The organism is Arenibacterium sp. CAU 1754, assembly GCF_054482635.1.
Genome location: NZ_JBTLRG010000001.1, coordinates 1,253,780 through 1,277,864 on the forward strand (window position 1 = coordinate 1,253,780; position 24,085 = coordinate 1,277,864).

Consider the following 24,085-nt stretch of genomic DNA (forward strand, 5'->3'; position numbering starts at 1 on the left):
AAATCGGGCAAGTCAGCGCCACTGACGCCGGCCTGCCCGATCAGGGAAGGGGTACGGAATGTGTAGTCTGCAGACCGCTGACCCATCGTCAAACCGTCTGCATGAACCACGCTGAACCGATCAGAGCGGCGCGCCAAGTCCGCGTGGAGCGGACGACGCGTTTGGGCCAAAATTGGCCGAAACGCAGCACCGTCTAGCGGTTTCCTGCCGACCACGAATACGCTCATCGGTCAAACACCTCGGGAAAGGAGGCCCGCGCGGTATCGACATCGATCCGCAGCAGCGCCTCATAGCTTTCGGGGTCGAACGGATCTTCGGCCGGAACGACCTCGCGTCCGAACAGCCAACTCAGCCGCCCGGCATCCAGATTGCCCCGCTCGAACGGTTCTTCTCCGAAATGCTCCCACAGGGCGGCAAAAAACCCCGCGTCGGCGCGCCGGTCTGCCGGTTTGCGATCGCGGAACCGTTCACGCCGGGTGATCGGCGTGACGCCCTTGGGGTTGGGGCGGCGAATGACGAACTGGAAATCTGTGCCGGGCAGTCGGCCCGGGAATCCACGATGTTTCAGCATGGGCGCACCTCGTGGCGGGGCGCGGCACGCAGGACCGGCCGCAGGGCCGGTCCTGCGAGTGTGTTACTTGTACTTGCCGGTAAAGGCCGGTTCGGTCGAAATCGGTTCCGGCTCGGCGACGACGTATTCGTCTTCGTTGCTGCCACAGGCAACGACCAGCGATGCAAAGCTGGCAAGCACAACAAATCTGATGGCTTTCGACATCTATTTCTCCTGTCTTTCGTTTTTTCACGAACAGGGCCAAATGGCCCCGACTGCTTCGTTTGCGAGGTAACGGTCACTTGGGTGCAACCAAATCCCATTTTACCCGAAAGACCGGGAAATTGATATGCGCCACCGGCCAGACGACCGGTTTGTGACTCCAAAGCCTCAAAATCCGTCGCGGATGAGCTTTGCGCCGCAAGATGTTGTGGCATGGTCAAAACTCCTCCCAGATGCAGCGCGCGTCTTCCAGCCGAAACGTCTCGAAAAACTGGGTCGCATCGGGGTCCGTGTCGCCAAATGGCACCGCGCGATCCGACAGCGAAATCACCACCCGCGCCGGGCTCAGGTCGTAATCATCGACATAAGGAATGACCAGTTCGTGACACAAATGCTCCATGTCGATCGCCGCCACATCATAGACAACGGCGCCCGCCCCCCGCGCGATCCGGGGCGCGATGAACCGGAACCGGAGCCATGTTTCGCCCGGAGTATCATCCAACAGCACTTCGTTCAGGGTGATCAACTGACCCGACGGCACCGACAGCGCCTCCTGCGCTTCGGCCAGTGTCGCGGCCAGCGCCAATACCACACCAAATCCGCAGCCCCGACCCCATTCTTGCGAACAGGCTCCTCCTGCCGGGGCCGCAGGCGCAGCGCCTATGGCGCGCGCTGTCTGGTATTGGGTATCGTGGATCATGGCGCAGTTTCATCCACCGTGTCAAACTCTGCGGGCGAGGTGATCTCGATCAGTTCCATATCATCGGAATGGCGCACCTCGCGGTGCTTGATGCCGGGGGGCTGAAGCACACAGGATCCTTCGCGCAGGATATGTTCGCCTTGCCCTTCGTATTCGAACACGACCCAGCCCTTGGTGACGTAAACCATCTGAAAATCCAGCTCATGGCTGTGCCAGGCACCGGGGCTTTCCATTCCCGGCACGGCCCGGATCACATGCGCGCCGAACTTGCCCTTGGTCGCCCCCTTGATCCCCAGATCGCGGTATTCAAAGAACGCACGCAGCCCCGCGCCGACGAACTTGCCATCGTCGGCGTGGGTGATCGTGAAGGCCTGGTTTTTGAAAGGGTGGGTCATGTCAAAGGATTGCCGCTATAATACTGTCTGACAAAATTTTTTCCCAGTTTCGTTGGAACCATTTTGATAGGTTGGGTTTCCAATCCACCTATCGAGGCCCTGATCTCGACACCGTCATAAATTTGGTCGGTCAAATTTACCAACCCGTCATCCACTAATCCTTTAACGTGCAACAAATCTGTTTTTGGCATGAGCCAACCTAACGGCTGCCCCATCTCCAATTGCTCATGAAAAAGCTCAAGAGCTCGAAACTCATACAATGAATACCTGCCATTAATGAGTGCCAAGTTTCGTTTGTAAGAACGTATCGCATCCTTGTGGATTTCTTTGCTCGTTACACGCTGATGGCAAGTCGCACATAGAACAATCATGTTGTCAAAATCATGCGCTTGCACTTTCGCCCAATCTTTAATGTGCTCAAGCTGCAGTGCTGAAGTTCCACGGCAAGTAGGAACCGAGCAACGGTAGCCAGCCTCTTGAAGAAGCTGCCTTTTTAATTGCTCCGGAACGTGCCGCGAAACCATGAATTCACCTCACAACGGAATATTATCGTGCTTCTTCCACGGGTTCTCCAACCGCTTGTTGCGCAGGGAGGCGAAGGCGCGGCTGACGCGTTTGCGCGTGCTGCGGGGTTGGATCACCTCGTCGATGAACCCCTTTTCCGCGGCCACGAACGGGTTGGCGAACCGGTCCTCGTAATCCTTGGTGTGGGCTGCGATCTTGTCCGCGTCGCCCAGGTCGGCGCGGTGGATGATCTCGGTCGCGCCCTTGGCACCCATCACGGCGATTTCGGCGGTGGGCCAGGCATAGTTGAAATCACCGCGCAGGTGCTTGGACGCCATCACGTCATAGGCCCCGCCATATGCCTTGCGGGTGATCACGGTGACCTTTGGCACTGTCGCCTCGCCATAGGCAAACAGCAGTTTCGCGCCGTGTTTGATGACCCCGCCATATTCCTGGCCGGTGCCGGGCAGGAAGCCGGGCACATCAACCAGCGTGAGGATCGGAATTTCAAAACAGTCGCAGAACCGCACGAACCGCGCGGCCTTGCGCGAACTGTCGATATCCAGACAACCGGCCAGAACCATCGGCTGGTTTGCCACAACGCCCACGGTCTGGCCCTCAAGCCGGATAAACCCGGTGATGATATTCTTGGCGAAATCTTCCTGAATCTCGTAGAAATCACCCTCGTCCGCGATTTTCTCGATCAACTCCTTCATATCGTAAGGCGTGTTAGCGTTTTCTGGGATTAGGGTGTCCAGGCTGTTTTCGATGCGGCCGGGTTCGTCAAAGAACGGGCGCACGGGCGGTTTTTCGCGGTTGTTGAGCGGCAGGAAATCCACAAGGCGGCGCACCTCGGCCAGTGCCTCGACGTCATTGTCGAACGCGCCGTCGGCGACCGAGGATTTCCGGGTGTGGGTCGAGGCCCCGCCCAGTTCCTCGGCGGTGACGACCTCGTTCGTGACGGTTTTCACCACGTCCGGGCCAGTGACGAACATATAGGACGTATCCTTGACCATGAAGATGAAGTCCGTCATCGCGGGCGAGTAGACCGCGCCGCCCGCACAGGGCCCCATGATCACGCTGATCTGGGGCACCACGCCGCTGGCCATCACGTTGCGCTGGAACACCTCGGCATATCCGGCCAGCGATGCAACGCCTTCCTGGATGCGCGCGCCGCCCGAGTCGTTGATGCCGATCACCGGCGCGCCGTTCTGCATGGCCATGTCCATGATCTTGCAAATCTTCTGGGCGTGGGTTTCCGACAGGGACCCGCCGAACACGGTGAAATCCTGGCTGAACACATAGACCATGCGCCCGTTGATCGTGCCCCACCCGGTCACCACGCCATCGCCGGCAGGGCGTTGTTTTTCCATGCCAAAATCGGTGCATCGGTGGGCAACGAACATGTCGAATTCTTCAAAGCTGTCTTCGTCCAGAAGCAACTCGATCCGTTCGCGGGCGGTCAGTTTTCCGCGTTTGTGCTGGGCGTCGATCCGTTTTTGACCCCCGCCCAGGCGGGCGTCGTTGCGGCGCGCTTCCAATTCTTCATGGATATCTTTCATGGACTTGTCCCCTTGGAATTTGCGGCGGACCTTATCGCGCCTGACCCCTAGGACAAAAGAGATTTTCCGCAAATTTGCAAACTCAATGCAATGCAGAAAAAGATAATTGCAAATCAGCTAATTAACACTTGAACTCGTCCGGCATTCGGTCATCTTGCTTTGGTCAACAGGAACCTCCTCATGCAACAGACCGTTCAGACCAAATTCTTGCATCGCGGATCACCGCCGCATGTGGGAACGCTCATCCTTTTGGCGGGGCTGTCGGCCATGGCGATGAACGTTTTCCTGCCCAGCCTGCCCAATATGACCGAGTATTTTCAGACCGATTACCGGCTGATGCAGCTGTCGGTCGCCCTGTATCTAGGGGTAAATGCCGGTCTGCAAATCCTGATCGGGCCGATTTCCGACAAGATGGGCCGCCGCCCGGTTATTCTGGGCGGGGTGGTCTTGTTCCTGGTGGCGACGCTGGGTTGTATCTTTGCACCCACCGCCGGGGTGTTCCTGTTCTTTCGCATGTGCCAGGCGGCGATTGCGGTGGCCATGGTCCTTAGCCGGGCCGCCGTGCGGGACATGTACGATCAGGACCGCGCGGCCAGCATGATCGGTTATGTCACCATGGGCATGGCCGTAGTGCCGATGATCGGCCCCGCCATCGGCGGGATCCTGGACGAGGCGTTTGGCTGGAAGTCGAACTTCTGGCTGTTGTTCGGTCTCGGGCTTATGACCCTGTGGCTGGCCTGGAGCGATTTCGGTGAAACCGCCCTCAAGAGCGGCAAAACCCTGAGCGCGCAGTTCCGCGAATACCCCGAATTGCTGCGCTCGCCCCGGTTCTGGGGCTATTCGCTGGCGTCGGGCCTGACCTCGGGGGCGTTCTTTGCCTACCTGGGCGGCGCCCCCTATGTCGGGAGCGAGGTCTATGGCCTGACCCCCAGTGAACTGGGCATCTATTTCGGCGCACCCGCTGTCGGATATTTCGCCGGCAACTTCCTGACCGGGCGCTATGCGGTGCGGTTCGGGATCAACAACATGGTCCTGTGGGGCAGCCTGCTGATCTGTGCCGGATTGCTGATGTCGGTCGCCCTCATGGCAACCGGGGCAGGATCGGCCGTGACCTTTTTCGGCTTCATGAGCTTTGTCGGTCTGGGCAACGGGATGACCATCCCCAATGCCACCGCCGGGTCGCTTTCGGTGCGCCCGCATCTGGCGGGCACCGCCTCGGGTCTGGGCGGCGCGATCATGCTGGGGGGCGGCGCCGCGCTCAGCGCGCTGGCGGGGATGATGCTGACCCCTGGGACAGGGCCGATGCCACTGCTCTACATCATGCTGATCACGTCGGTCCTCGGGGTTTTTTCGATCCTCTTCGTGATCCGGCGCGAGCGACAATTGGGCACGACTTGAGCCTCTTGTCCCGCGGGTTTTGCAAACCTATTCTGCGCGAGCCGCAAATTTGCAAAGGGGCGCCATGTCCACCCAGAAACTCTATGCCGGGGCCAAGCTGCGCGAAATGCGCACCCGCGTTGGCCTGACGCAAAAGGCCTTTGCCGCCAAGCTGGGCGTGTCCCTGCCCTATTTGAACCAGATGGAAAACAACAACCGCCCGGTCTCCACCACCGTGGTCCTGGCGCTGGCGCAGGAATTCGGGCTGGATGTGACCGAATTGTCTGCGGGGGACAGCGAGCGCCTTGTCAGCGACATGCGCGAGGCACTGGCGGACCCGTTCTTTGCCGATGCGATGCCCCCGATGGCCGATCTGCGCCTGACCGCCTCCAACGCCCCTGCACTGGCGCGGGCCTTCATCGAATTGCACCGCAGTTACCGACAGACGCATGAACGGCTGGCCTCGCTGGACGAGGCCCTGGGCCGCGACGATGCACGGGTACAGGCCAGCCCCTGGGACGAGGTGCGCGATTTCTTTCACTATTGCGACAATTACATCGACGCGGTGGACCGCGCGGCGGAGATGTTCGCCAATCAGGCCGGCAGCGGGCGCACGATCCGTGATGTGGCACAGGCCCGCCTGGCCGAGCGTGGCATCGTCGTGGAGATGGCCGACACCGAAGTGCTGCGCCGGTTCAACCCGAAAACCAAGGTGCTGCATCTGTCCAGCCGCACATCGCCCCAGACCCAAAGCTTTCAGATCCTGTTGCAGGTCGCTTTGCTGCAACAGGACGCGTTGCTTGAGGCAACACTGGATTTCGCACGGTTCCACAGCGACGAGGCGCGCGCCATCGCCAAGATCGGGCTGGCCAATTACTACGCGGGCGCGGCGCTGATGCCCTATGGCGCGTTTCTGTCCGCCGCGCAGGAATGCCGTCACGATCTGGAAATGCTGAGCGCCCGGTTCGGGGCCTCGGTCGAACAGGTGGCGCATCGCCTGTCTACCTTGCAGCGTCCCGGCGCCAAGGGCGTGCCGTTCTTTTTCGTACGCGTCGATCAGGCCGGTACCATCACCAAACGCCACAGCGCCACGCGCCTGCAATTTGCCCGCTTCGGTGGCGCCTGCCCGCTGTGGAACGTGCACCGGGCGTTCGAAACGCCCGGCCGGTTCCTGCGCCAACTGGCCGAAACGCCGGACGGGGTCCGCTATATCAGCCTCGCGCGGGACGTTTCCAAACCGGGTGGGTCCTATGGCGCGCCGGTGCGCCGCTATGCCATCGCACTGGGGTGCGAGGTGCGCCACGCCGGATCGCTGGTCTATGCGGACAATCTGGATGTGAACAACGCCAGCGCCTATGAACCCATTGGCATTTCCTGCCGGATTTGCGAGCGCAAGACCTGCCATCAGCGGTCGGTTCCTCCGCTGGAACGCCGCCTGACAATCGATGCCGACGAACGCGGCGTTCTGCCGTATCGCGTGGACTGATGCGCCGCGCGCTTTTTGGGCTGACCCTGCTGGGTGGGCTGGTCCTGGCCGCAACCGCGTGGTCACAGGCAGAACGCTGGCTGTTCTATCCCTTTGATGCGCGCCACGTCATCCCGGAACAGGCAGGATTGCCCGGGGTTACCGAAACTCGCCTACAAAGCGACGGCGCAACGCTGATCGTCTGGACCGCGCCACCGCGGCCCGGCAAACCGGTGATCCTGTATTTCCACGGCAACGCGGGCAACCTTGCTCTGCGCGCGGGGCGGTTTCGCCGGTTTCTCGACCGTGGGTATGGTCTGATCGCGCCGGCCTATCGCGGGTCTTCGGGCAGCACCGGCACCCCGTCCGAAGAGGCTCTGATCGCCGATGCGCTGCTGGTTTATGCGCACGGGATATGGCCAGACTGGCCCGCGACCCAAGGCCCGACCGTGATCTACGGCGAAAGTCTGGGCACCGCTGTGGCCATCGCATTGCTTGCCGTTGAGGACACGCAACACCCCGCTGCCCTGATCCTTGAAGCGCCGTTCACATCGATCAAAGGGCTTGCGGAACTCCATTATCCGGCGCTGGCCCCCTATGCCGACGCGCTGGAAAACAAGTGGCCCTCGCTGGAGCGGGCGCGCGCGCTGCGCCTGCCGCTATTCATACTTCATGGCACCGATGATCCACTGAACCGGCATGCCATGGGCCGCGCCATCCATGACGCCGCGCCCAGTCCGCGCAAGCAATTCCTGTCGGTCAGGGGTGCTGGGCACAATGACCTCTGGCGCAGTGATACCCTGCCCAAGCTTTGGCGTTTCATCGACGCGGTGAAATAGCAGCCACAAAAAAGATCGCCGGGCACATACCCGACGATCACTTTTTTCGTTCGGTCCTGACGGATTAGGCCGACAGCATACTCCAGATTTGATCTTTGAGAGCGGCGCGTTTCTTGCGCAATTCGACCTCGGCCAGTTCTTCCATCGGTTCAACATTTGTTTCGGCCCGATGCACGGCGCGGTTCACTTCGTGATATTCATCCGCCAGCTTGGCAAAATGCGCGTTCGATTGTTTCAGCGACTGGATCGTGTCCACCTTGTCGGGGAATTCTTCGGCCAGTTCATGGGGCGTATGGGTCATTCTTTTCGTTTCCTTCCGTATTGCGTTGCCTACAGGCTAGCCGCGCGCTGCGCCCCTCACTTTGACTCGGATCAAATCACACCGAAAAGATGCAATGGAAATGTTGAAAATCCGGCGCTATCGCGCGGCCCGTCGCCACCCTGCGGCCCGCGCCTCGGCCTCGGTGCAGAACCACCGCTCGCCCTTGCGTGGTGAAATTCTGGTGCGGGCATAGTTTTCCTGCCCCGGAAGGTGATAAATCCGCTCGTCCCTGGACGAGATATTGCCCTTGATCACACATGAATCCGGGGGCCGTTGCGCCGGGGCCGCCACCCGCCCAGCGCGAAAGGCATCGGGGCGCTGAACCTTACCGGCGTGCAAGCCCACCCCTTGCACCAGCGCCGTCTTTTCATCCAGATCGTAATCCATGGAATACTGGCGATAGGCAAAGGCCCAGCCGTTTTGCACCAGCACCCGGCCGACATCCTGCCCTGCGACCCGGCACCGCGCGACAATACGCAGATACCTGTCGCGCGTCACCTTGCGACAGGTGGCCTGCTGACCGTCAAACCGCGCCCTGACCTGGGCCGAGGCCCATTTCCCGCAGTCCCAGGTTTCCCCGCGCGCATCCTGACAGGGCTGGTCGATCTCGGGCGCATCAATGCCAAACAGGCGTACCCGCTGCCCGCCGACATCCCATGTGTCGGCATCGATGACACGGATCAAACCGCCGGGGTCCGCCACGGCAAAGGTGGGCAGGAAAACCAGAAAAAGGAAGGCAAAAAGTCTTAACATCCCCCCGGGTTACGGGCGAAGCCTGCCCTCATCAAGCAATTTGTTAACCAAGGTTAACGCTGCGCCTCTTGCCAGTTCGGGTGGATCCACGGGGCGTCATTGGCCGGGGCCAAAGGGTCACGACCCAGCAGGTGATCCGACATTTTCTCACCTACCATGATCGAGGGCGCATTCAGGTTGCCGTTGGTGATCCGGGGGAAGATGCTGCTGTCTGCAACGCTCAACCCCTCAACCCCGATCACCCGGCCCTGAGGATCGACAACCGCATGCGGATCCTCCGCGCGCCCCATCCGGCAGGTGCCGCACGGATGATAGGCGCTCTCCGCATGTTCGGCGATAAAGCCATCCAGCTCCGCGTCACTCTGCACATGCGCGCCGGGCTGGATTTCATGGCTGACAAAGGGTTCGAACGCCTTTTGTCCGAAAACCTCTCGCGTCAGGCGGATGCAGGTGCGGAATTCCTCCCAATCCTGCGGATCGGACATGTAATTGAACCGGATCGCTGGCGCCTCGACCGGATCGGCCGAGCGCAGGGTGACAGTGCCCCGGCTGACCGACCGCATCGGGCCGACATGGGCCTGAAATCCGTGCCCTTCGGCGGCCACCTTTCCATCATAGCGCACCGCGATGGGCAGGAAATGATACTGGATATCCGGATAAGGCACCCCGGCCCGGCTGCGGATGAAGGCCGCACTTTCAAACTGGTTCGATGCCCCCAGACCGGTTTTGGTGAACAGCCATTGCGCCCCGATCAGCGCCTTGCCGAACAGGTTCCAGTATTTGAACAGGGAAATCGGCTGACTGGCGGCCATCTGGACATAAAGCTCAAGATGATCCTGAAGGTTGCCGCCCACGCCGGGGCGGTCAGCCACCACGTCGATGCCATGATCACGCAGATGCGCCGCCGGGCCGACCCCCGACAACATGAGCAACTTGGGTGAATTGATCGAGGACGCCGCCAGAACCACGTTGCGGCGCGCGCGGATCACCTCGCTCCGGCCTCCACGCCGGACCGACACGCCCACGGCACGCCCCCCTTCGATCACCACCTTTTCGGCCAGGGCGCGGACAAGATCACAATTCTCGCGTTTCAGTGCCGGGCGCAGATAGGCATTGGCCCCCGACCAGCGCCGCCCTTTCCAAACGGTCTGTTCCATCGGGCCAAAGCCCTCTTGCTGATGGCCGTTGTAATCTCCTGTGACCGGGTATCCGGCCTGCCGCCCCGCCTCGACAAAGGCCTCAAACAGCGGGTTGTCACGTGGTCCGCGCGTGACATGCAGCGGCCCGTCCTTGCCACGCCACGCGGAATTCCCGCCGTGGCCGCCATCGTGCCAATGTTCCATCCGTTTGAAATAGGGCAGCACATCGGCATAGCCCCAACCCTGCGCGCCGCTGTCGGCCCAATGATCGAAATCCATCGCATGGCCACGCACATAGACCATGCCGTTGATACTGGAGGACCCGCCAATCACCTTGCCGCGCGGGCAGGCCAGACGGCGATTGTTCAGATGCGGTTCCGGTTCCGAACTGTACCCCCAGTCATAACGCGCCATGTTCATGGGGTAACTCAGCGCCGCAGGCATCTGGATGAACGGGCCGGCATCGGTGCCGCCGTGTTCGATGACCAGTACCGAGGCGCCTGCCGCGCTCAGCCGATAAGCCATCGAACACCCGGCCGAGCCGGCCCCGACAATGACGAAATCCGCCTCCATCATGTCAACGGCAGTCCACCGCGGGGCATTGCGTCGCCCATCCGCTGGCGGATCTGAAATGCGCGGTAGCGCACGATGTGTTCACGCCCAGCCATCAAAAGGGAGCTTCCAGATCGCCCATACGGACATAAACAGACTTCACCTGCGAATAATGTTCGATCGCGGCGGAAGAGTTTTCGCGCCCCACGCCCGATTGCTTGACCCCGCCAAAGGGGGCCTCGACCGGCGCGTCGTTATAGGTGTTGATGTAACAGGTGCCCGCCTCGAACCCGGCCACGAGACGGTGGGCGCGGGTCAGATCGCGGGTGAACACGCCTGCGGCAAGGCCGAATTCGGTGTCATTGGCACGGGCCATGACTTCGGATTCCTCCTCGAAATCAAGCACGGCCATCACCGGGCCAAAGATCTCCTCGCGCGCGATGGTCATATCGTCGGTCACATCGGCAAAGACCGTGGGTTCCAGGTAAAACCCGTCTCGGTTCAATCGTTTGCCGCCGGTGACAAGGCGCGCGCCTTCCTCCTGCCCCTTGGCGATATAGCCCAGAACGATGTCCATCTGGCGCTGGCTGACCATGGGGCCAAAGCTGGTCTCGGGGTCCATCGGGTCGCCGATTTTCGCTTGCGCCAACCGCTCGCTTAGCCGGGTCAGGAAGGCCTGCTTGATACCGCTTTGCACGAAGACCCGCGTGCCATTGGAACAGACCTGCCCCGAGGAATAGAAATTGCCCAGGATCGCGCCCGAGACGGCGTTTTCCACATCCGCGTCGTCAAAGATGATCAGAGGGGATTTCCCCCCCAGTTCCATCGTGACATGTTTCATACCCGCAGCTGCCGCCGCATAGACCTTGCGCCCGGTCGGCACCGATCCGGTCAGGGACACCTTGTTTACCCGCGGGTCAGTGACCAGTTTGGCCCCAACCTCGCCCAGCCCCTGCACCACGTTATAGGCCCCGACGGGTAGGCCCGCCTCGTGCAGGATTTCGGCCACTTTCAGCGCGCACAGCGGTGTGGTTTCCGACGGTTTGAAGACCATCGTGTTGCCGCAGGCCAGCGCCGGGGCCCCCTTCCAGCAGGCGATCTGGGTCGGGTAGTTCCATGCCCCGATCCCGACGCAAACGCCAAGGGGTTCGCGCACCGTGTAAACCCAATCCTCGCCCAGCTGGATGTGCTGGCCCGTCAGGGTCGCGGCCATGCCCCCGAAATATTCCAGCGCATCGGCGCCGCTGGTGGCATCTACGAGAGAGGTTTCCTGATAGGGTTTACCGGTGTCATGGGTTTCCAGCACGCTGAGATCATGGTTGCGATCCCGCATGATATCCGCCGCGCGGCGCAGGATGCGCCCGCGATCGGTGCCGGTCATCGCGGCCCATTCGCTTTGCGCCGCTTTGGCGCTGGCGATGGCCTGATCGACAATGGCCGGGGTTGCGGCATGAACGCAGGCGATCACCGCGCCAGTGGCGGGATAGATCACGTCGATGGGCGTCCCGTCGGTGTCTTCGACGTATTGGCCGTTAATGAAATGGCTGGCGGTGGGTTGGGTCGGATAGGTCATGTCAGAGATTTTTCGCCTCCGGCGGGAGTTTATTTGGCAAGATGAAGGTCAGGGTCATTCCCCGCGGGGGAAACGCTGGTTTTCTTCCAGAACGTTGAGATCCATGTGGTTGCGCATGTAGCGTTCCGAGGCCTTTTGCAGCGGCTGGTAATCCCAGGGGTAATAACCACCCTTGCGCAGGGCCTCGTAAACGACCCAGCGGCGGGCCTGGCTGGCGCGCACGTCGGCATCGAACTTGTCCAGATCCCAGCGGGCCTCGGATTTGGCGCGGAGCGTTTGCAAGGTGCCCTGATGGGCCGGGTCTTCGGCCAGGTTGGTCAGCTCGTGCGGGTCGGAGTCGAGATCGAAGAGTTGATCCGGATCCAGCGCGCAGCGGTTATATTTCCACTTGCCATAGCGCAGCGACACCAGCGGCGCGTCGGATCCTTCTGCGGCATATTCGATGGCGACGGGGCTAGTGCGTTCGGCCCCGTTGGCAAGATCGCTGAGGTTCTCGCCATCGGTCCAGGGCATCACCTCGGAGAGATCGATCCCGGCCAGCGCGGCCAGTGTCGGGGTGAGGTCGAGTGTGGAAACAGGCGTGTCTATCTTACCCGGGGCAAGGCCCGGCGCCGAAATCATCAGCGGGACGCGCGACGACCCCTCGTAGAAGGACATCTTGAACCAGAGGCCGCGGTCGCCCAGCATGTCGCCGTGGTCAGACACAAAGACGACAATCGCCTCTTGCCTGGTGTCCTCCATAACCTGAAGCAATTCGCCGATCTTGTCGTCGAGATAGGAGATATTGGCGAAATACGCGCGGCGCGAGCGGGTGATATCCTTGTTCGTGATATTGAATTCACGCCAGTTGTTGGCATCAAAGAGCCGTTTTGAGTGTTTGTCCTGCTGATCATAGGGGATGGCGGGCACCTGCGGTGCCAGATGTTCGCAATTCTCGTAAAGGTCCCAGTATTTGCGCCGCGCGACATATGGATCGTGCGGGTGCGTGAAGCTGACGGTGAGGCACCAGGGGCGGTCGTCCTGACCGCGGGCCAGATCGTAGAGCTTCATCTTGGCGAAATGGGCGACCTCGTCATCATATTCCATCTGATTGGAAATCTCGGCCACCCCGGCGCCGGTGACCGAGCCCATGTTGTGATACCACCAGTCGATGCGCTCGCCCGGTTTGCGGTAATCGGGGGTCCAGCCGAAATCGGCCGGATAGATATCGGTGGTCAGGCGGTCCTCGAACCCGTGCATCTGATCGGGGCCGACGAAATGCATCTTGCCCGACAGGCAGGTGTAATACCCCGCCCGGCGCAGGTGGTGGGCATAGGTCGGGATGTCGCTGCGGAATTCTGCGGCATTGTCATAGACCCCCGTGCGCGACGGCAGCTGCCCGGACATGAAGCTGGCCCGCCCCGGCGCGCAAAGCGGCGAAGCGGTATAGGCATTGGCAAACCGGGTCGAGCGCGCGGCCAGTTTTTTCAGATTGGGCGCGTGTAGCCAGTCGGCAGGGCCATCCGGAAACAGGGTACCGTTCAGCTGATCAACCATCACGATCAGGATATTCGGGGTGTTCATATACGGGCCTTTGTCAGCATATGCATCACGTCGAGCGCATGTGCGGTTGCACGCTCGGGCGTGTCGGGGTCATTCAGGGCGGCGCGGATATAGAGACCGTCGATCAGCGCCGCGAGGGTGCGCGCCGCCTGAACCGGGTCGACCGCATAGGGGCGCAGGGCGTGTGTCAGGTTCGAGCGCATCCGCGCCTGATAGATTTGCCACAGGCGCAGCGCCTCGGGGTTGGTCTGGGCCAACACATAGAATGTCATCCAGGCACTGATCGTTTCCGGCGTGAAACACGAGGGCGCGAAACAGGCGCGAATGATCGCTGTGGCGCGTTGATCAGGACGGGCCGTCGCCAGTTCCTGGCGTACCTCGTCGCCGAAATCGGACAGGATGCGGCGCATGGCGGCTAGGAATATCTGATCCTTACCGCCGAAATAGTGATGCGCCAGCGCGCTCGACATACCTGCGCGGCGCGCAATCTGGCTGACGGTGACGTCCAGCGACCCCGCCGCGCCGATTTCGGCGATCGTGGCCTTGACCAGCGCCTCGCGCCGGATCGGCTCCATTCCTAGTTTGGGCATCTGTCGCGCTCCGACTGGGTGTTTCAGTCAGGCTAGGAAGTGTAAATTGACCCGTCAATCAATAAACGCCACGCAGGCGTCGTAAATCGCCGTTCTGATCGCAAAAGCCTCAGGCTAGACCTTGGTCGCCGGGGCCGGAGGCGTGACCGGCTTGCGGTTCAGCGCCGCCTCGCGCCAGGTGATGAAACTGACCGAGCCGAGGATGACCGTGCCGCCCAGAACCACCCAGATGTCCACGGGTTCGGAAAACACCGCAGCGCCCAGCGCCGTGGCCCAGACCAGTTGCAGAAACGTTATCGGCTGAGTCACCGCCACCGGCGCGGCGGCAAAGGCTAGCGTCATAGTGTAATGGCCCGTCGTCGCAAAAAAGGCGACGGCGAACAGGATGCCGATTTCGGCCCATGTGGGGGGCACCCACACGGCCCAGGCAAAGGGGGCCAGCGCAATGGTGACCCAAAAGGACAGCATGCCGACCACGATGGCCGGATTGGCCTTGTCCACGGTCAGCTTGGCCAGAATATACGAGCCCCCGAACACGACCGCGGCCAGCATCATCGCCCAATGACCGATGCTGACCTCGCGAAATCCGGGGCGCAGGATGATGGCCGCCCCCACCAGCGCGGCAATCACCGCCGCGATGCGCCGAAAGGCCAGCCGTTCGCCCAGAAACACGGCCGCGCCCAGGGTCACATAGACCGGGGCCAGATAGTTGATCGCCGTGACATCAGCCAGGGGGATCTGGGTCATGGCAAAGAACCACAGCATCACGCCCATCGCATGCATCACGCCACGCGCGCCGAACTGCACCCAAAGGGTCGGGGTCATCTCCGTCGCCATCATCTGTTTGAGCAGCGGGATCATGAACACCAGCCCCAGAAGATAGCGCAGGAATGCCGCCTCTGGTGCGGGAATGCGATCTCCCATGTATTTGACAAGGGCCGTCACGGCGACAAAGCAGAGACCCGTGAACAGCATCCAGAATATGCCAACCAGGGGGCGCGGGGTGCGAGGTTCAATCATGCCTTTGTTGAACACCCATTCGACGGGTCGCGCAACCCTTCACATGACAACTAGTTTTGCGGCGATGGTCCACATCGTGACGCCGATCCCAGCGTCCAGAACCTGCCAGGCGCGCGGATTGGCAAAGATCGGCGCCACCAGGCGCGCGCCGTATCCCAGTGTGAAAAAGAACGTCATGCTGGACAGGGCCGCCCCAAGCCCGAAAAACAGGCGGCTTTCATACTGCGATGAGATCGAACCGATCAGAACCACCGTATCGAGGTAAACATGCGGGTTAAGCCAGGTCAGCGCCAACAGGGTCAGCAGCGCCCGTTTCAGGGTGGGCCGCGCCCCGCCGGTCAGGTCCATCGCGGCGCCGCCCGCCCAGGCGCTGCGCAGGTTCATGGCACCATAGACGATCAGAAAAGCCGCGCCGCCATAACGCATCACCGGTTCGAACCACGGCACCGCCTGCCCCAGCGCACCAAAGCCCGCCACCCCCGCCCCGATCAGGGCCGCATCAGACAGCGCACAGGTGGTGCAGACCCAGAACACATGCTCGCGCCGCAACCCTTGCCGCAGCACGAACGCATTTTGCGCCCCGATCGCAAGGATCAGCGAAAACCCAAGGGCAAAGCCCGCAAAAAATCCTGTCGTCATGCGTAATCCACTCCTGTACCCGGTTTGACTAAGCCGGGGCGGATATGTAATCCAGTTAAATAAGATCAGGCCAGATAAGGACAGCTAATGCACTTTGATCCCGATCACCTGAATGCGCTGGCGGCCATCCTGCGGCGCGGCAGCTTCGAGGCCGCTGCCGCCGATCTGTCGGTCACGCCCTCGGCGATTTCCCAGCGGATCAAGGCGTTTGAGGATCGCATCGGCGCCTCACTGATCAATCGCGGCAGCCCCTGCACAGCCACGCCCGTCGGCGCACGGCTGGCCAAACATGCCGAGGATGTCGGTCTGCTGGAAAACCAGCTGAGCCGCGAGCTGTCGCTGGATATGCCTGCGGGACAGACCATTTTGCGCATTGCCGTCAATGCCGACAGTCTGGCCACCTGGTTCGTCAATGCGATGGCCAATGTGCCCGATGTGCTGTTCGATCTCGTGATCGACGATCAGGACTACAGCGCAGATTGGCTGAAACGGGGCGAGGTCAGCGCCGCGATAACCGCAAGCGGCAAGCCGGTCGCGGGGTGCGACGCCATTGCGCTGGGGTCGCAACGCTATATCGCCACGGCAAGTCCGGCCTTTTTCAAACATTGGTTTGCCGACGGGGTCACACCCGAAACACTGGCGGTTGCCCCCTGCCTGACCTTCAACGCCAAGGATTCGCTGCAACGTGCCTGGATCGAGGCGCGGTTCGACCGGCGCCTGTCGCCACCGGCGCATTACCTACCCTCGACCCATGCCTTTGTCGATGCGGCACGCGCCGGGGTCGGATGGGGCATGAACCCCGAACCGCTGGTACGCGGGCCGGTGCGCAACGGCCGCCTTGTGCCGCTAATCCCCAAGACCCCGTTGGACGTCCCCCTGACATGGCAGGTCAGCCGCATCATGGCGCCTGCCCTTGCCCCGCTGACCCGCACGGTCCTTGCCGCCGCCGCCAAGCGTCTGGTCCAACCCTGACAATTTCAAAGGTTTTCGATGATCCGCAAAGACACGCTCAGCTACGAGGCACTCCCCCTGCCCGACCGCGCCGACATGAGTGACGCGGAAATGGCGCAGGCCGCACAGGATTTCCTGGCCAGGATGCGCACCCGCCACTCGGTCCGCGACTTTTCCGATCGCCCCGTGGCGCAGGACGTGATCGCCGATTGCATTCGCTCTGCGGGCAGCGCGCCGTCAGGGGCCAACCACCAGCCTTGGCATTTCGTGGCCATCGCCAACCCCGCCCTGAAACAGCGCATCCGCCACGAGGCCGAGGAAGAGGAACGCCGGTTTTACGCCGGCGGCGGTGGCGATGAATGGATCCGCGCGCTTGAACCCATTGGAACGGATGCCAACAAACCGCATCTGACCATCGCCCCCTGGCTGATCATCGTCTTTGCCCAGCGCTGGGGCGAATTTGACGACGGGACGCGGTACAAGAACTATTACGTGCCCGAAAGCGTGAACATCGCCACCGGGTTCCTTTTGGCGGCGCTGCATCACGCGGGGCTGTGCGCTCTGACGCATACGCCCAACCCGATGAAGTTCCTGAACGGTGCGCTCAACCGACCTGCCTCGGAAAAGCCGACGATGATCATCGCCGTTGGCCACCCGGCTTCGGATGCCACCGTGCCCGCCGTGGCCAAGATCAAGAAACCGCTGGACGAGATCGCGACATTTCTGACCTGAGCCTTCATCTTGCAACGGCCCCCGTTCGGGCGCAGCATGGCACCGTCATTCAAAGGGGGGAGCGGACCATGGATCTGCAACTGGGCGGAAAACACGTGCTGATCACCGGCGCGTCCAAGGGAATCGGATTTGCCAGCGCGATGTGTTTCGCGCGCGAAGGGGCGCGGGTAACACTTGTGGCGCGCACCCAAGACGCGTTGAAAGACGCGGCCGACAAAATCCGCAAGGACACCGGCGCCGAGGTCGATTACATGGCCGCCGACCTGTCACAGGACGCCGGGCGCGAAGCGGTTTTTGCCGCCTATCCCGATATCGACATCCTGCTGAACAATGCGGGCGCCATCAAGGGCGGCGCGCTGAAATCGCTAAGCATGCAGGACTGGCGCGACGGGTTCGACTTGAAATTCTGGGGCTATGTGCACCTGTGCAACCTCTATCTGCCGCAGATGACCGCCCGCCAGTCGGGCACGGTGATCAACATCATCGGCATGGGCGGACGGGCGGTCAAGCCCAGCTATATCATTGGTGCGGCCGGCAATGCCGCCCTGATCGGGTTCACCAATGCCATCGGTGCCGCCACGCCCAAGGACAATGTGCGCGTGTTCGGAATCAACCCGTCGCTGACCCTGACGGACCGCATGACCGACCGGCTGAAACATACCGCCGCCGAAACCCTTGGTGATGCGAACCGGTGGGAAGAGCTGATGAAAAAGCTCGATTTCCCGTTCGACCGCCCGAAATCCCCCGAAGAGGTCGCCGCGCTGGCGACCATGCTTGCTTCACCGCAGGTGCACTACCTCTCTGGTACAGTGGTCGACATGGACGGCGGAGGTCAATGGAGGGGGTGAGGGTTTTGCAGTCGGGTGTTTGTCTGCTTAGAGGCGGCCGATGAAGGTCAGTTCAAAAACTGAAGTTCAGTCCTGAAAAAGCGTTATATAGTACGGTATCAAAACTTGGTGGCCATATTTGGCACGGGGCTTTTGGGTTTGCCTGTGAACAAATTGTCATACAAAACCATTGCCCCGCCGGTATCATCATACCTTGCACTTGGCATTATTCTATTCCTTCCACTTTAAATTGTCTGACAATTCGAAACCCTGAATTGTCGGTCCGAAACGTTTCTCCTTTGCGTGCGCGCCCTGCTGGACGTGCGGCATCCATTGCACCCGTAAAAGAGCCGCCCTTGGTGACACGCATGCAATCCATCTGCGATTGTGCAAGCAGTAAATAGGCGCTGCTGGTCTTCAGCTCCAAATGTTTTGCCGACCAGCACGACTGGGTCAACTCGCGCACGTTTCCGGACATGTGTCGCAGGCCCCATGCATTTGCCGCATCAAGCGAGTCCACAGGCATCGTATAATAGCGGGACGGAAGATCTGGTCGTTCCACCTTACGCAACCATTCCGTTGCACCGCGTGAAAAATTCGCCTGCATTGCTGTCAATTCGTCGCCTTTAGAAAACCGCGTTTCTGTTCCGGCCCGGGCTGCGTACTCCCACTCCGCTTCGGTCGGCAGGCGGTAAACCTCGTCCCCGACTTGCGCGTTGAGCCATGCCACGTAGTCCCGAATGTCCAAATAGGACACGTTGATCACAGGATGGTTCGGGTCCAGAAATGTTTTTCCGTTTGGGCCAAGAATCCAGTGATCCGGAACATGTGCGCATCCGCCAGCCCCCACACAGGCCATCCATTCTGCATGGGTAATCTCATTGCGCCCCACCGCAAATGGAATGTCAATTTCGACCCGGTGGCGCGGATGTTCATGCGGGATGATATTCACCTCATCCGGGCCACGCCGCCGCAATTTTGCGTTTGCGCCATAGATGTCGAACGGATTACGGGACTCGCCGCGCTTGGCGCCCATCATGAAGGACCCGAGTGGAACAACGATCATCTCGGGGCAATGATCGCATTCACGAAACGACTCCAGCGGGGCCACAAGTCGCCCATCGACTATCTGGTAAGCACCGCTATCATCAGAGGCGCTCGGCTCGGGGACTAGGACAAGGCCGAAAATCAATGCTGACTGCATAAACTTTGCGAACAACGCTATTGCTCCCCCAAACAATTTCATATCTCACAAAACAGGGCTGATTTCGCACAACGAACGCACGGCAAATCTGTGAGTCACCGGAGTAAAGCCAGATTGGCTCTGAAAACGCCACCGCCGAATTCGGCGGCCATTTGTCTGTGGCAAATGTTGGGGTCGCGAGGCGTATTCCTGTGTGAAAGATCGGCCAAAAATCGGCTTTTGACCGCTTCGCGGCAATAATTTCAGCGAGGTGAAAAATTCAAATGATCCATAGAGACGGCTTTCAAACATAGTCCGCATCCACCAAAAAAACGCTGCGCCCGGTTTCCTCGGTGCGACGCTGAATGGAACCTGGATCAACCTTACAACTGTTCCGTAACCTCATCCGAGGCTTCGAAATTCGTTGCGACCTGCTGTACATCGCCGTCATCCTCAATTGCATTACCTGTCCGGCACAGTGATCGACATGGATGGCGGAGGTCAGTGGCGGGGGTGAGTGTTTCGGGGTTCGGTATTTCCGGTATCAAACTCAAAACGAACCTTAGGTTAGAGCGCAGCATTTGATGCCATGGGCGGGAAGCCGCCGTTCGCTGCTGGAGCAAGAGCGCCTCTCGCAAAGCAAGAAACGGCCATTCGCATCGTGTGCGAATTTCCCGCCTTCAAACGGCACACGTGATAAGCGCTCAGACGTTCACGTGTCCGTCGTTCGGTGCCGCCTTGGATCACATGGGATTTGCAGCGGCTTATTACGAATGCCTTGTAGCATTGTAGAAATGATTGCAGACCAAGCTGTTGTGCATGATTGGAATGGAACCGGGGCGCACATTGACCTCTGGGCGGAAAAGCCGCTTGGACGATGCCTTCGATGCCGTTGAGCGGTCAGAAGGACACACGCAACCGGATTCCGACTTGCAAGTAGTCTTCTGCGCCCGGCGTGGCCGGATCAAGGTACATTGCATTCACGCCCAGCCGCACTTTCTCGGAAATCTCAGCCTCATAGAATCCTTCGATGCCGATTTCGTTGTCGAGGTCGAGGCCGTTGGCATTCAGCGCCGCGATCAGGGCCCTGGACCAGTCGGTATAGGACATCGCAACGCCCCATCGGTCTCGGTTCCGGCCCGGAATGGGAGAACTTCCGCCGACACCAAGCACGTAGTTGGCGTCGAGTAGGTGCGGGTTTCCATCACCAATACCAATCTGACCGAATATGCCCCAGCCGCCGCCGGGTGTGTCAGGGTCCACGACAAGATATTGCTGGAACTTGAAAGCGACATAGGTCAGCCCTCGGGTCGTGCGTGCGAAATCGTCCGCATCCGGGGGCAGCAGAAGGCTGTCCAGATCGGTTGCCTCGGCGGTACTGTGCACAACGTTGAGTGTATAAAAGCCAGGGAGGTTGCCTATGGTCGCCTTGTAGGTAGCCGAGGCGTTGAAAACGATGCCTTCCGAAAACGGGTTCTTCCAAACATCGCTGCCCTGGGCGTTGCGCGCATCATAGACGAAAAAGCTGTAATTTACGGGATCGGTGGTAAATGAAAACTGCCCGCCCAATACATATGGCGGGAAGACAAGGCTCGGCGTGGTGGCAATGCCTGTGTAAAGAAATCCACCGAGGTCACCGCCCCCTGCAAGCGGCGTGCTGCGCGCGAGCTCGGTCGCGCTGAATTTCCCCAAACTCAGGCGTGCAGCGGGAGTGAGTTGCTGGGTCACGTTCACCGAAAGTGTCGCGTTCGTATCCGCCAAAGCGCGCGGAACGGCGGAATAGACATTCGCGGGCCAAGCCAGCCCCGATGACAGTCCATTTATGTTATTGCCGCCAACCATTTCGAGATGGGCGTTAAGCGTTGCGCCAAGCCAGATGTTATTCCAGGTCAGAAAGCTGTCGAGACGACCACTCATTTGAAGACTGCTGTCGGCATCTCCGGCCACGGCGCTGTCGGCATACAGCGTCGTACGAAACCGCAGATTTATGTCTTCGCTTTGCGCTAAGGCTGTCGCCGGGGATATCACGAGCGACATGAGAAGAAGGCTTGCCAGATTTTTCATGTCCAAACCTTTCTCATTTGGGGCACCCGGACGCTTATGCCGCCATCAGGCCACGTATGTTTGCTTTCCGTCCATCCACGTCTCCATCACCTTGATGTTCTTGATGTCGTCCGGGGTGACGTCGCGCGGGTCCTTGTCGAGGATTACCATGTCGGCAAGTTTGCCGGGTTCAAGACTGCCCACCTCGTGGTCCGAAAACAGCTGCCAGGCAGCTTCGGATGTCATGGCCCGGATCGCGGACTCGACCGAGACCGTTTCTTGCGGGGCCAGAACATAGTCTGGTTCCTTCCAGGTCGTGCGGGTCACGGCCATCTCGATCATATGCAGCGGGTCCGGGTCAATGACCATGAAATCCGAGTGAAGGGTATAGCCCACACCGGCCTCTTCGACGCTGCGGCAGCGGTCCAGCAACTGGGCCTTTTCCTCGCCGAAGACCTCGTCGCGCATGGCCACGCCCCAGTAGTGCACATGACCGATGAGAAAGCTGGCCGAGACGCCCAGTTCCTTCATCCGGGCGATCTGGTCATCGTGGAGGATCGAGCAGTGCTCGATGCGTGCGCGGACCTGCGACATGTCGATGCCTGCGTCGCGAAGGGCCTCGCAGGTATTCAGGATGTTGTCGATGGCCGCGTCGCCATTGCCGTGAAGCGCCAGGTGCCAACCTTTTTCGGCCCGCTCCATCGCAAGCTCTGTCAGTTCATCAGGCTCGATATAGGCAAGCCCGCGATCGTCGCTGTTCAGGTAGGGCTCGCGCTGAAACCCCGTGAAGCCCTGGTTCGACCCATCGGCGATCAGCTTGTACCCCGCGATGCGCGCCATGGCGTCGCCGTCGCCTTGGTTGACGCCGCCGGCATCCCAAGTCTCTGCCCCGATGCTATAAAGCGGATAGGCGCGGATACGCGCCGCCAGACGTCCGCTTTGCGACGCGGCCGCAAGCACTTCGGCGTCGGCGGGCGACTGCGTCAGCGCGCCGAGGCTTAATTCGCTGATCGTGGTCAGGCCGAGTGCACTCCATTTCTCCAGGAGCCCGATCAGCGCTTCGAGCGGCTCGGCCTCGGCAAGCGCAGGGTAGGCTCCGAGAACCCGCAGGTAGGCAATGTTGTTCTTTATCGTGCCGTTCAGTTTTCCGTCCGCGTCGCGGACGAACTCGGCACCTGGCGGGTTCTCGACGTCGGCCGGGATACCCGCGGCTTCGAATGCCGCAGAGTTCGCATAGGCCAGGTGACCCGAAGCATTCAGAACAAAAATTGGATGGTCCGTCGAGATCGGGTCGAGATCGGCGAAAGTCAGGGCATCCAGACCGTCCTGAACCGCGGGATCGAAATTGCGGAAAACAAGCCATTCGCCAGCCGGTGTTTGCGCCACGCGTGCGCGGATGTGATCCAGCACCTCGTCCGTGGTGCTAAATCGGATCATACCGACATAGTCCATAATGGCATCAACAACGCTGCCTGTGACGACATGTGTGTGTGCATCAATGAAACCGGGCAGCATGGTCTTGCCATTCAGATCGACCATACGGGCGTCATCGCCCGCAACTGCGCGAACCTCGCCTTTGGTTCCCACGCTCAGGATGCGGTTGCCGCGAATTGCAATCGCTTCGGCCTCGGAAAAATCATCGTCGACGGTCAGGATGGAACCATTGAAAAAGACAGTTGTAGCCTGTTCCTGCGCGCTTGCCTTTTCAGGAAGGGCCGCCACAAGTCCCGCCGTCGCCACGCCACCCTTCAGAAAGTCCCGCCGTCCGACGCTGGCCCAGTTGATCCCCCAGTTACAGGACCACCCTTTGCCGCTCTCTGCTTTTTCCTTCATTTCGCGAACTTGGTTGTTCTGCTGAAAAACCGTGTCCAACATCCCGCTGCAACAAGGACACCCAAACTTTTCCCGGCTCATTATTAATCTCCCCACAAATTTCTTCGTATCGTTGTTGATTTGGCGATTCCAATCAACCTTGGGCAAAAATCAGTGGAAGGCGCTGGTATAATGGTTGTCGCGTTTGTGCGGCGACCGTTACAGCCACGGGCGTCGATCAATCTTTGAATGGTGAGGCAAATTTATGCGCGAAAGTCAGGATGTGCACTGGTGGGGTACAGGCCAGACTGCCATAAAAATCTGTCAATCATGCTGATTTGCTACCGTCGCCGTCGATGCACATCTATTTCTGTCGGGTGTCACGCCGTGCCGGACAATCCGTCCATGATCATTCGGTCAGAACCCAGCGATTGTCTACAAGGCACCGTTTCAAGACGACCGAGCGGATACCCCTCTGTTTGAGCGTCTGGAACTTGTAGACCAATCCGACGCAATCGCCTTCGACGGACGTGACCTCGACCATTCCGAAAGCGCCCGTTTCCGGGTTCGACCAGATGGTATCGGCCCCGCTGACGGCGTTGCCGGACGCATAAAGCGTGGCAGCTGCCTGCGACATCGTATTGATGTCGTCCTGGGTGAGACCGGTCCGGCTGAGCTGTCTTACGATGGAGGTGGCATGGGCCGCGTTCGACGCCACGAATTGTAGAACCAGCAGGCCGGTGAATAAAACAGATAGCAAGCGCGGCATGCGTTCCCCCAATATTTCCGTGAT

The 24,085-nt window shown here is 60.4% G+C and carries 24 protein-coding genes; 6 read left to right on the forward strand and 18 right to left on the reverse strand.

Annotated elements, in window-relative coordinates; genetic code table 11:
* Nucleotides 1-223 precede the first annotated feature (223 nt).
* From ACXYMO_RS06110 to ACXYMO_RS06135, 6 genes are all read right to left on the reverse strand, one after another.
* Nucleotides 224-571, reverse strand: a complete 348-nt coding sequence (locus ACXYMO_RS06110; protein ID WP_458877765.1) for a hypothetical protein — start codon at nucleotides 569-571, stop codon at nucleotides 224-226.
* Between the two features lie 63 nt (nucleotides 572-634).
* The gene (locus ACXYMO_RS06115; protein ID WP_458877766.1) at nucleotides 635-775 is read right to left on the reverse strand and encodes a hypothetical protein; all 141 of its coding nucleotides are present in this window, start codon (nucleotides 773-775) and stop codon (nucleotides 635-637) included.
* Between the two features lie 214 nt (nucleotides 776-989).
* On the reverse strand, nucleotides 990-1,472 hold the full coding sequence (locus ACXYMO_RS06120; protein WP_458877767.1) for a DUF6497 family protein: 483 nt from the start codon (nucleotides 1,470-1,472) through the stop codon (nucleotides 990-992).
* Nucleotides 1,469-1,867, reverse strand: coding sequence for a cupin domain-containing protein (locus ACXYMO_RS06125; RefSeq protein ID WP_458877768.1), 399 nt, complete (start codon nucleotides 1,865-1,867; stop codon nucleotides 1,469-1,471). The genes ACXYMO_RS06120 and ACXYMO_RS06125 overlap by 4 nt, the downstream gene beginning before the upstream one ends.
* The gene (locus ACXYMO_RS06130; protein ID WP_458877769.1) at nucleotides 1,864-2,391 is read right to left on the reverse strand and encodes an HNH endonuclease signature motif containing protein; all 528 of its coding nucleotides are present in this window, start codon (nucleotides 2,389-2,391) and stop codon (nucleotides 1,864-1,866) included. The genes ACXYMO_RS06125 and ACXYMO_RS06130 overlap by 4 nt, the downstream gene beginning before the upstream one ends.
* Before the next feature lie 9 nt (nucleotides 2,392-2,400).
* Nucleotides 2,401-3,933 (reverse strand): acyl-CoA carboxylase subunit beta, encoded by a 1,533-nt coding sequence (locus ACXYMO_RS06135; protein WP_458877770.1) that lies wholly within the window; start codon nucleotides 3,931-3,933, stop codon nucleotides 2,401-2,403.
* 180 nt (nucleotides 3,934-4,113) lie between these two features.
* Between ACXYMO_RS06135 and ACXYMO_RS06140 the strand changes: the two genes are divergently transcribed.
* The 3 genes from ACXYMO_RS06140 (at nucleotide 4,114) to ACXYMO_RS06150 (ending at nucleotide 7,614) form a co-directional block, all read left to right on the forward strand.
* Nucleotides 4,114-5,331, forward strand: coding sequence for a multidrug effflux MFS transporter (locus tag ACXYMO_RS06140; RefSeq protein ID WP_458877771.1), 1,218 nt, complete (start codon nucleotides 4,114-4,116; stop codon nucleotides 5,329-5,331).
* Nucleotides 5,332-5,395: 64 nt separating this feature from the next.
* Nucleotides 5,396-6,796: a helix-turn-helix domain-containing protein gene (locus ACXYMO_RS06145; protein WP_458877772.1), complete on the forward strand. Its 1,401-nt coding sequence runs from the start codon at nucleotides 5,396-5,398 to the stop codon at nucleotides 6,794-6,796.
* Nucleotides 6,796-7,614 (forward strand): alpha/beta hydrolase, encoded by an 819-nt coding sequence (locus tag ACXYMO_RS06150; RefSeq protein ID WP_458877773.1) that lies wholly within the window; start codon nucleotides 6,796-6,798, stop codon nucleotides 7,612-7,614. The genes ACXYMO_RS06145 and ACXYMO_RS06150 overlap by 1 nt, the downstream gene beginning before the upstream one ends.
* A gap of 64 nt (nucleotides 7,615-7,678) precedes the next feature.
* Here the strand turns inward: ACXYMO_RS06150 and ACXYMO_RS06155 are convergent, their stop codons facing one another.
* From ACXYMO_RS06155 to ACXYMO_RS06190, 8 genes are all read right to left on the reverse strand, one after another.
* Complete coding sequence (locus ACXYMO_RS06155; RefSeq protein ID WP_458877774.1) at nucleotides 7,679-7,915, reverse strand: YdcH family protein; 237 nt, start codon at nucleotides 7,913-7,915, stop codon at nucleotides 7,679-7,681.
* Nucleotides 7,916-8,032: 117 nt separating this feature from the next.
* Nucleotides 8,033-8,689 carry a thermonuclease family protein gene (locus tag ACXYMO_RS06160; RefSeq protein WP_458877775.1) on the reverse strand — a complete coding sequence of 219 codons (657 nt, stop codon included), beginning with the start codon at nucleotides 8,687-8,689 and terminating at the stop codon, nucleotides 8,033-8,035.
* A 53-nt stretch (nucleotides 8,690-8,742) separates the two neighbouring features.
* Complete coding sequence (betA, locus tag ACXYMO_RS06165) at nucleotides 8,743-10,401, reverse strand: choline dehydrogenase (RefSeq protein WP_458877900.1); 1,659 nt, start codon at nucleotides 10,399-10,401, stop codon at nucleotides 8,743-8,745.
* A 94-nt stretch (nucleotides 10,402-10,495) separates the two neighbouring features.
* Nucleotides 10,496-11,953 carry a betaine-aldehyde dehydrogenase gene (gene betB / locus ACXYMO_RS06170; RefSeq protein ID WP_458877776.1) on the reverse strand — a complete coding sequence of 486 codons (1,458 nt, stop codon included), beginning with the start codon at nucleotides 11,951-11,953 and terminating at the stop codon, nucleotides 10,496-10,498.
* 54 nt (nucleotides 11,954-12,007) lie between these two features.
* Nucleotides 12,008-13,516, reverse strand: a complete 1,509-nt coding sequence (gene betC, locus ACXYMO_RS06175; protein ID WP_458877777.1) for a choline-sulfatase — start codon at nucleotides 13,514-13,516, stop codon at nucleotides 12,008-12,010.
* Nucleotides 13,513-14,085 (reverse strand): choline-binding transcriptional repressor BetI, encoded by a 573-nt coding sequence (gene betI / locus ACXYMO_RS06180; RefSeq protein WP_458877778.1) that lies wholly within the window; start codon nucleotides 14,083-14,085, stop codon nucleotides 13,513-13,515. The genes betC and betI overlap by 4 nt, the downstream gene beginning before the upstream one ends.
* A gap of 114 nt (nucleotides 14,086-14,199) precedes the next feature.
* Nucleotides 14,200-15,105 carry a DMT family transporter gene (locus tag ACXYMO_RS06185; protein ID WP_458877779.1) on the reverse strand — a complete coding sequence of 302 codons (906 nt, stop codon included), beginning with the start codon at nucleotides 15,103-15,105 and terminating at the stop codon, nucleotides 14,200-14,202.
* 39 nt (nucleotides 15,106-15,144) lie between these two features.
* A complete protein-coding gene (locus ACXYMO_RS06190) occupies nucleotides 15,145-15,744 on the reverse strand; it encodes a LysE/ArgO family amino acid transporter (protein WP_458877780.1) in 600 nt (199 codons plus the stop codon).
* An 87-nt stretch (nucleotides 15,745-15,831) separates the two neighbouring features.
* Between ACXYMO_RS06190 and ACXYMO_RS06195 the strand changes: the two genes are divergently transcribed.
* The 3 genes from ACXYMO_RS06195 to ACXYMO_RS06205 all read left to right on the forward strand — a co-directional run bounded on the left by ACXYMO_RS06195 (nucleotide 15,832) and on the right by ACXYMO_RS06205 (nucleotide 18,275).
* Nucleotides 15,832-16,716: a LysR family transcriptional regulator ArgP gene (locus ACXYMO_RS06195; protein ID WP_458877781.1), complete on the forward strand. Its 885-nt coding sequence runs from the start codon at nucleotides 15,832-15,834 to the stop codon at nucleotides 16,714-16,716.
* A gap of 18 nt (nucleotides 16,717-16,734) precedes the next feature.
* Nucleotides 16,735-17,427, forward strand: coding sequence for a nitroreductase family protein (locus ACXYMO_RS06200; protein ID WP_458877782.1), 693 nt, complete (start codon nucleotides 16,735-16,737; stop codon nucleotides 17,425-17,427).
* 68 nt (nucleotides 17,428-17,495) lie between these two features.
* Nucleotides 17,496-18,275: a short-chain dehydrogenase/reductase gene (locus ACXYMO_RS06205; protein ID WP_458877783.1), complete on the forward strand. Its 780-nt coding sequence runs from the start codon at nucleotides 17,496-17,498 to the stop codon at nucleotides 18,273-18,275.
* Nucleotides 18,276-18,480: 205 nt separating this feature from the next.
* On the opposite strand, the gene ACXYMO_RS06210 is transcribed toward ACXYMO_RS06205, so the two are convergent.
* From ACXYMO_RS06210 to ACXYMO_RS06225, 4 genes are all read right to left on the reverse strand, one after another.
* Nucleotides 18,481-19,473 carry a formylglycine-generating enzyme family protein gene (locus ACXYMO_RS06210; protein ID WP_458877784.1) on the reverse strand — a complete coding sequence of 331 codons (993 nt, stop codon included), beginning with the start codon at nucleotides 19,471-19,473 and terminating at the stop codon, nucleotides 18,481-18,483.
* An 864-nt stretch (nucleotides 19,474-20,337) separates the two neighbouring features.
* A complete protein-coding gene (locus ACXYMO_RS06215) occupies nucleotides 20,338-21,501 on the reverse strand; it encodes a carbohydrate porin (protein ID WP_458877785.1) in 1,164 nt (387 codons plus the stop codon).
* Between the two features lie 45 nt (nucleotides 21,502-21,546).
* Nucleotides 21,547-23,313: an amidohydrolase gene (locus ACXYMO_RS06220; protein ID WP_458877786.1), complete on the reverse strand. Its 1,767-nt coding sequence runs from the start codon at nucleotides 23,311-23,313 to the stop codon at nucleotides 21,547-21,549.
* 388 nt (nucleotides 23,314-23,701) lie between these two features.
* Nucleotides 23,702-24,061 carry a hypothetical protein gene (locus tag ACXYMO_RS06225; RefSeq protein ID WP_458877787.1) on the reverse strand — a complete coding sequence of 120 codons (360 nt, stop codon included), beginning with the start codon at nucleotides 24,059-24,061 and terminating at the stop codon, nucleotides 23,702-23,704.
* Between the last annotated feature and the right edge of the window lie 24 nt (nucleotides 24,062-24,085).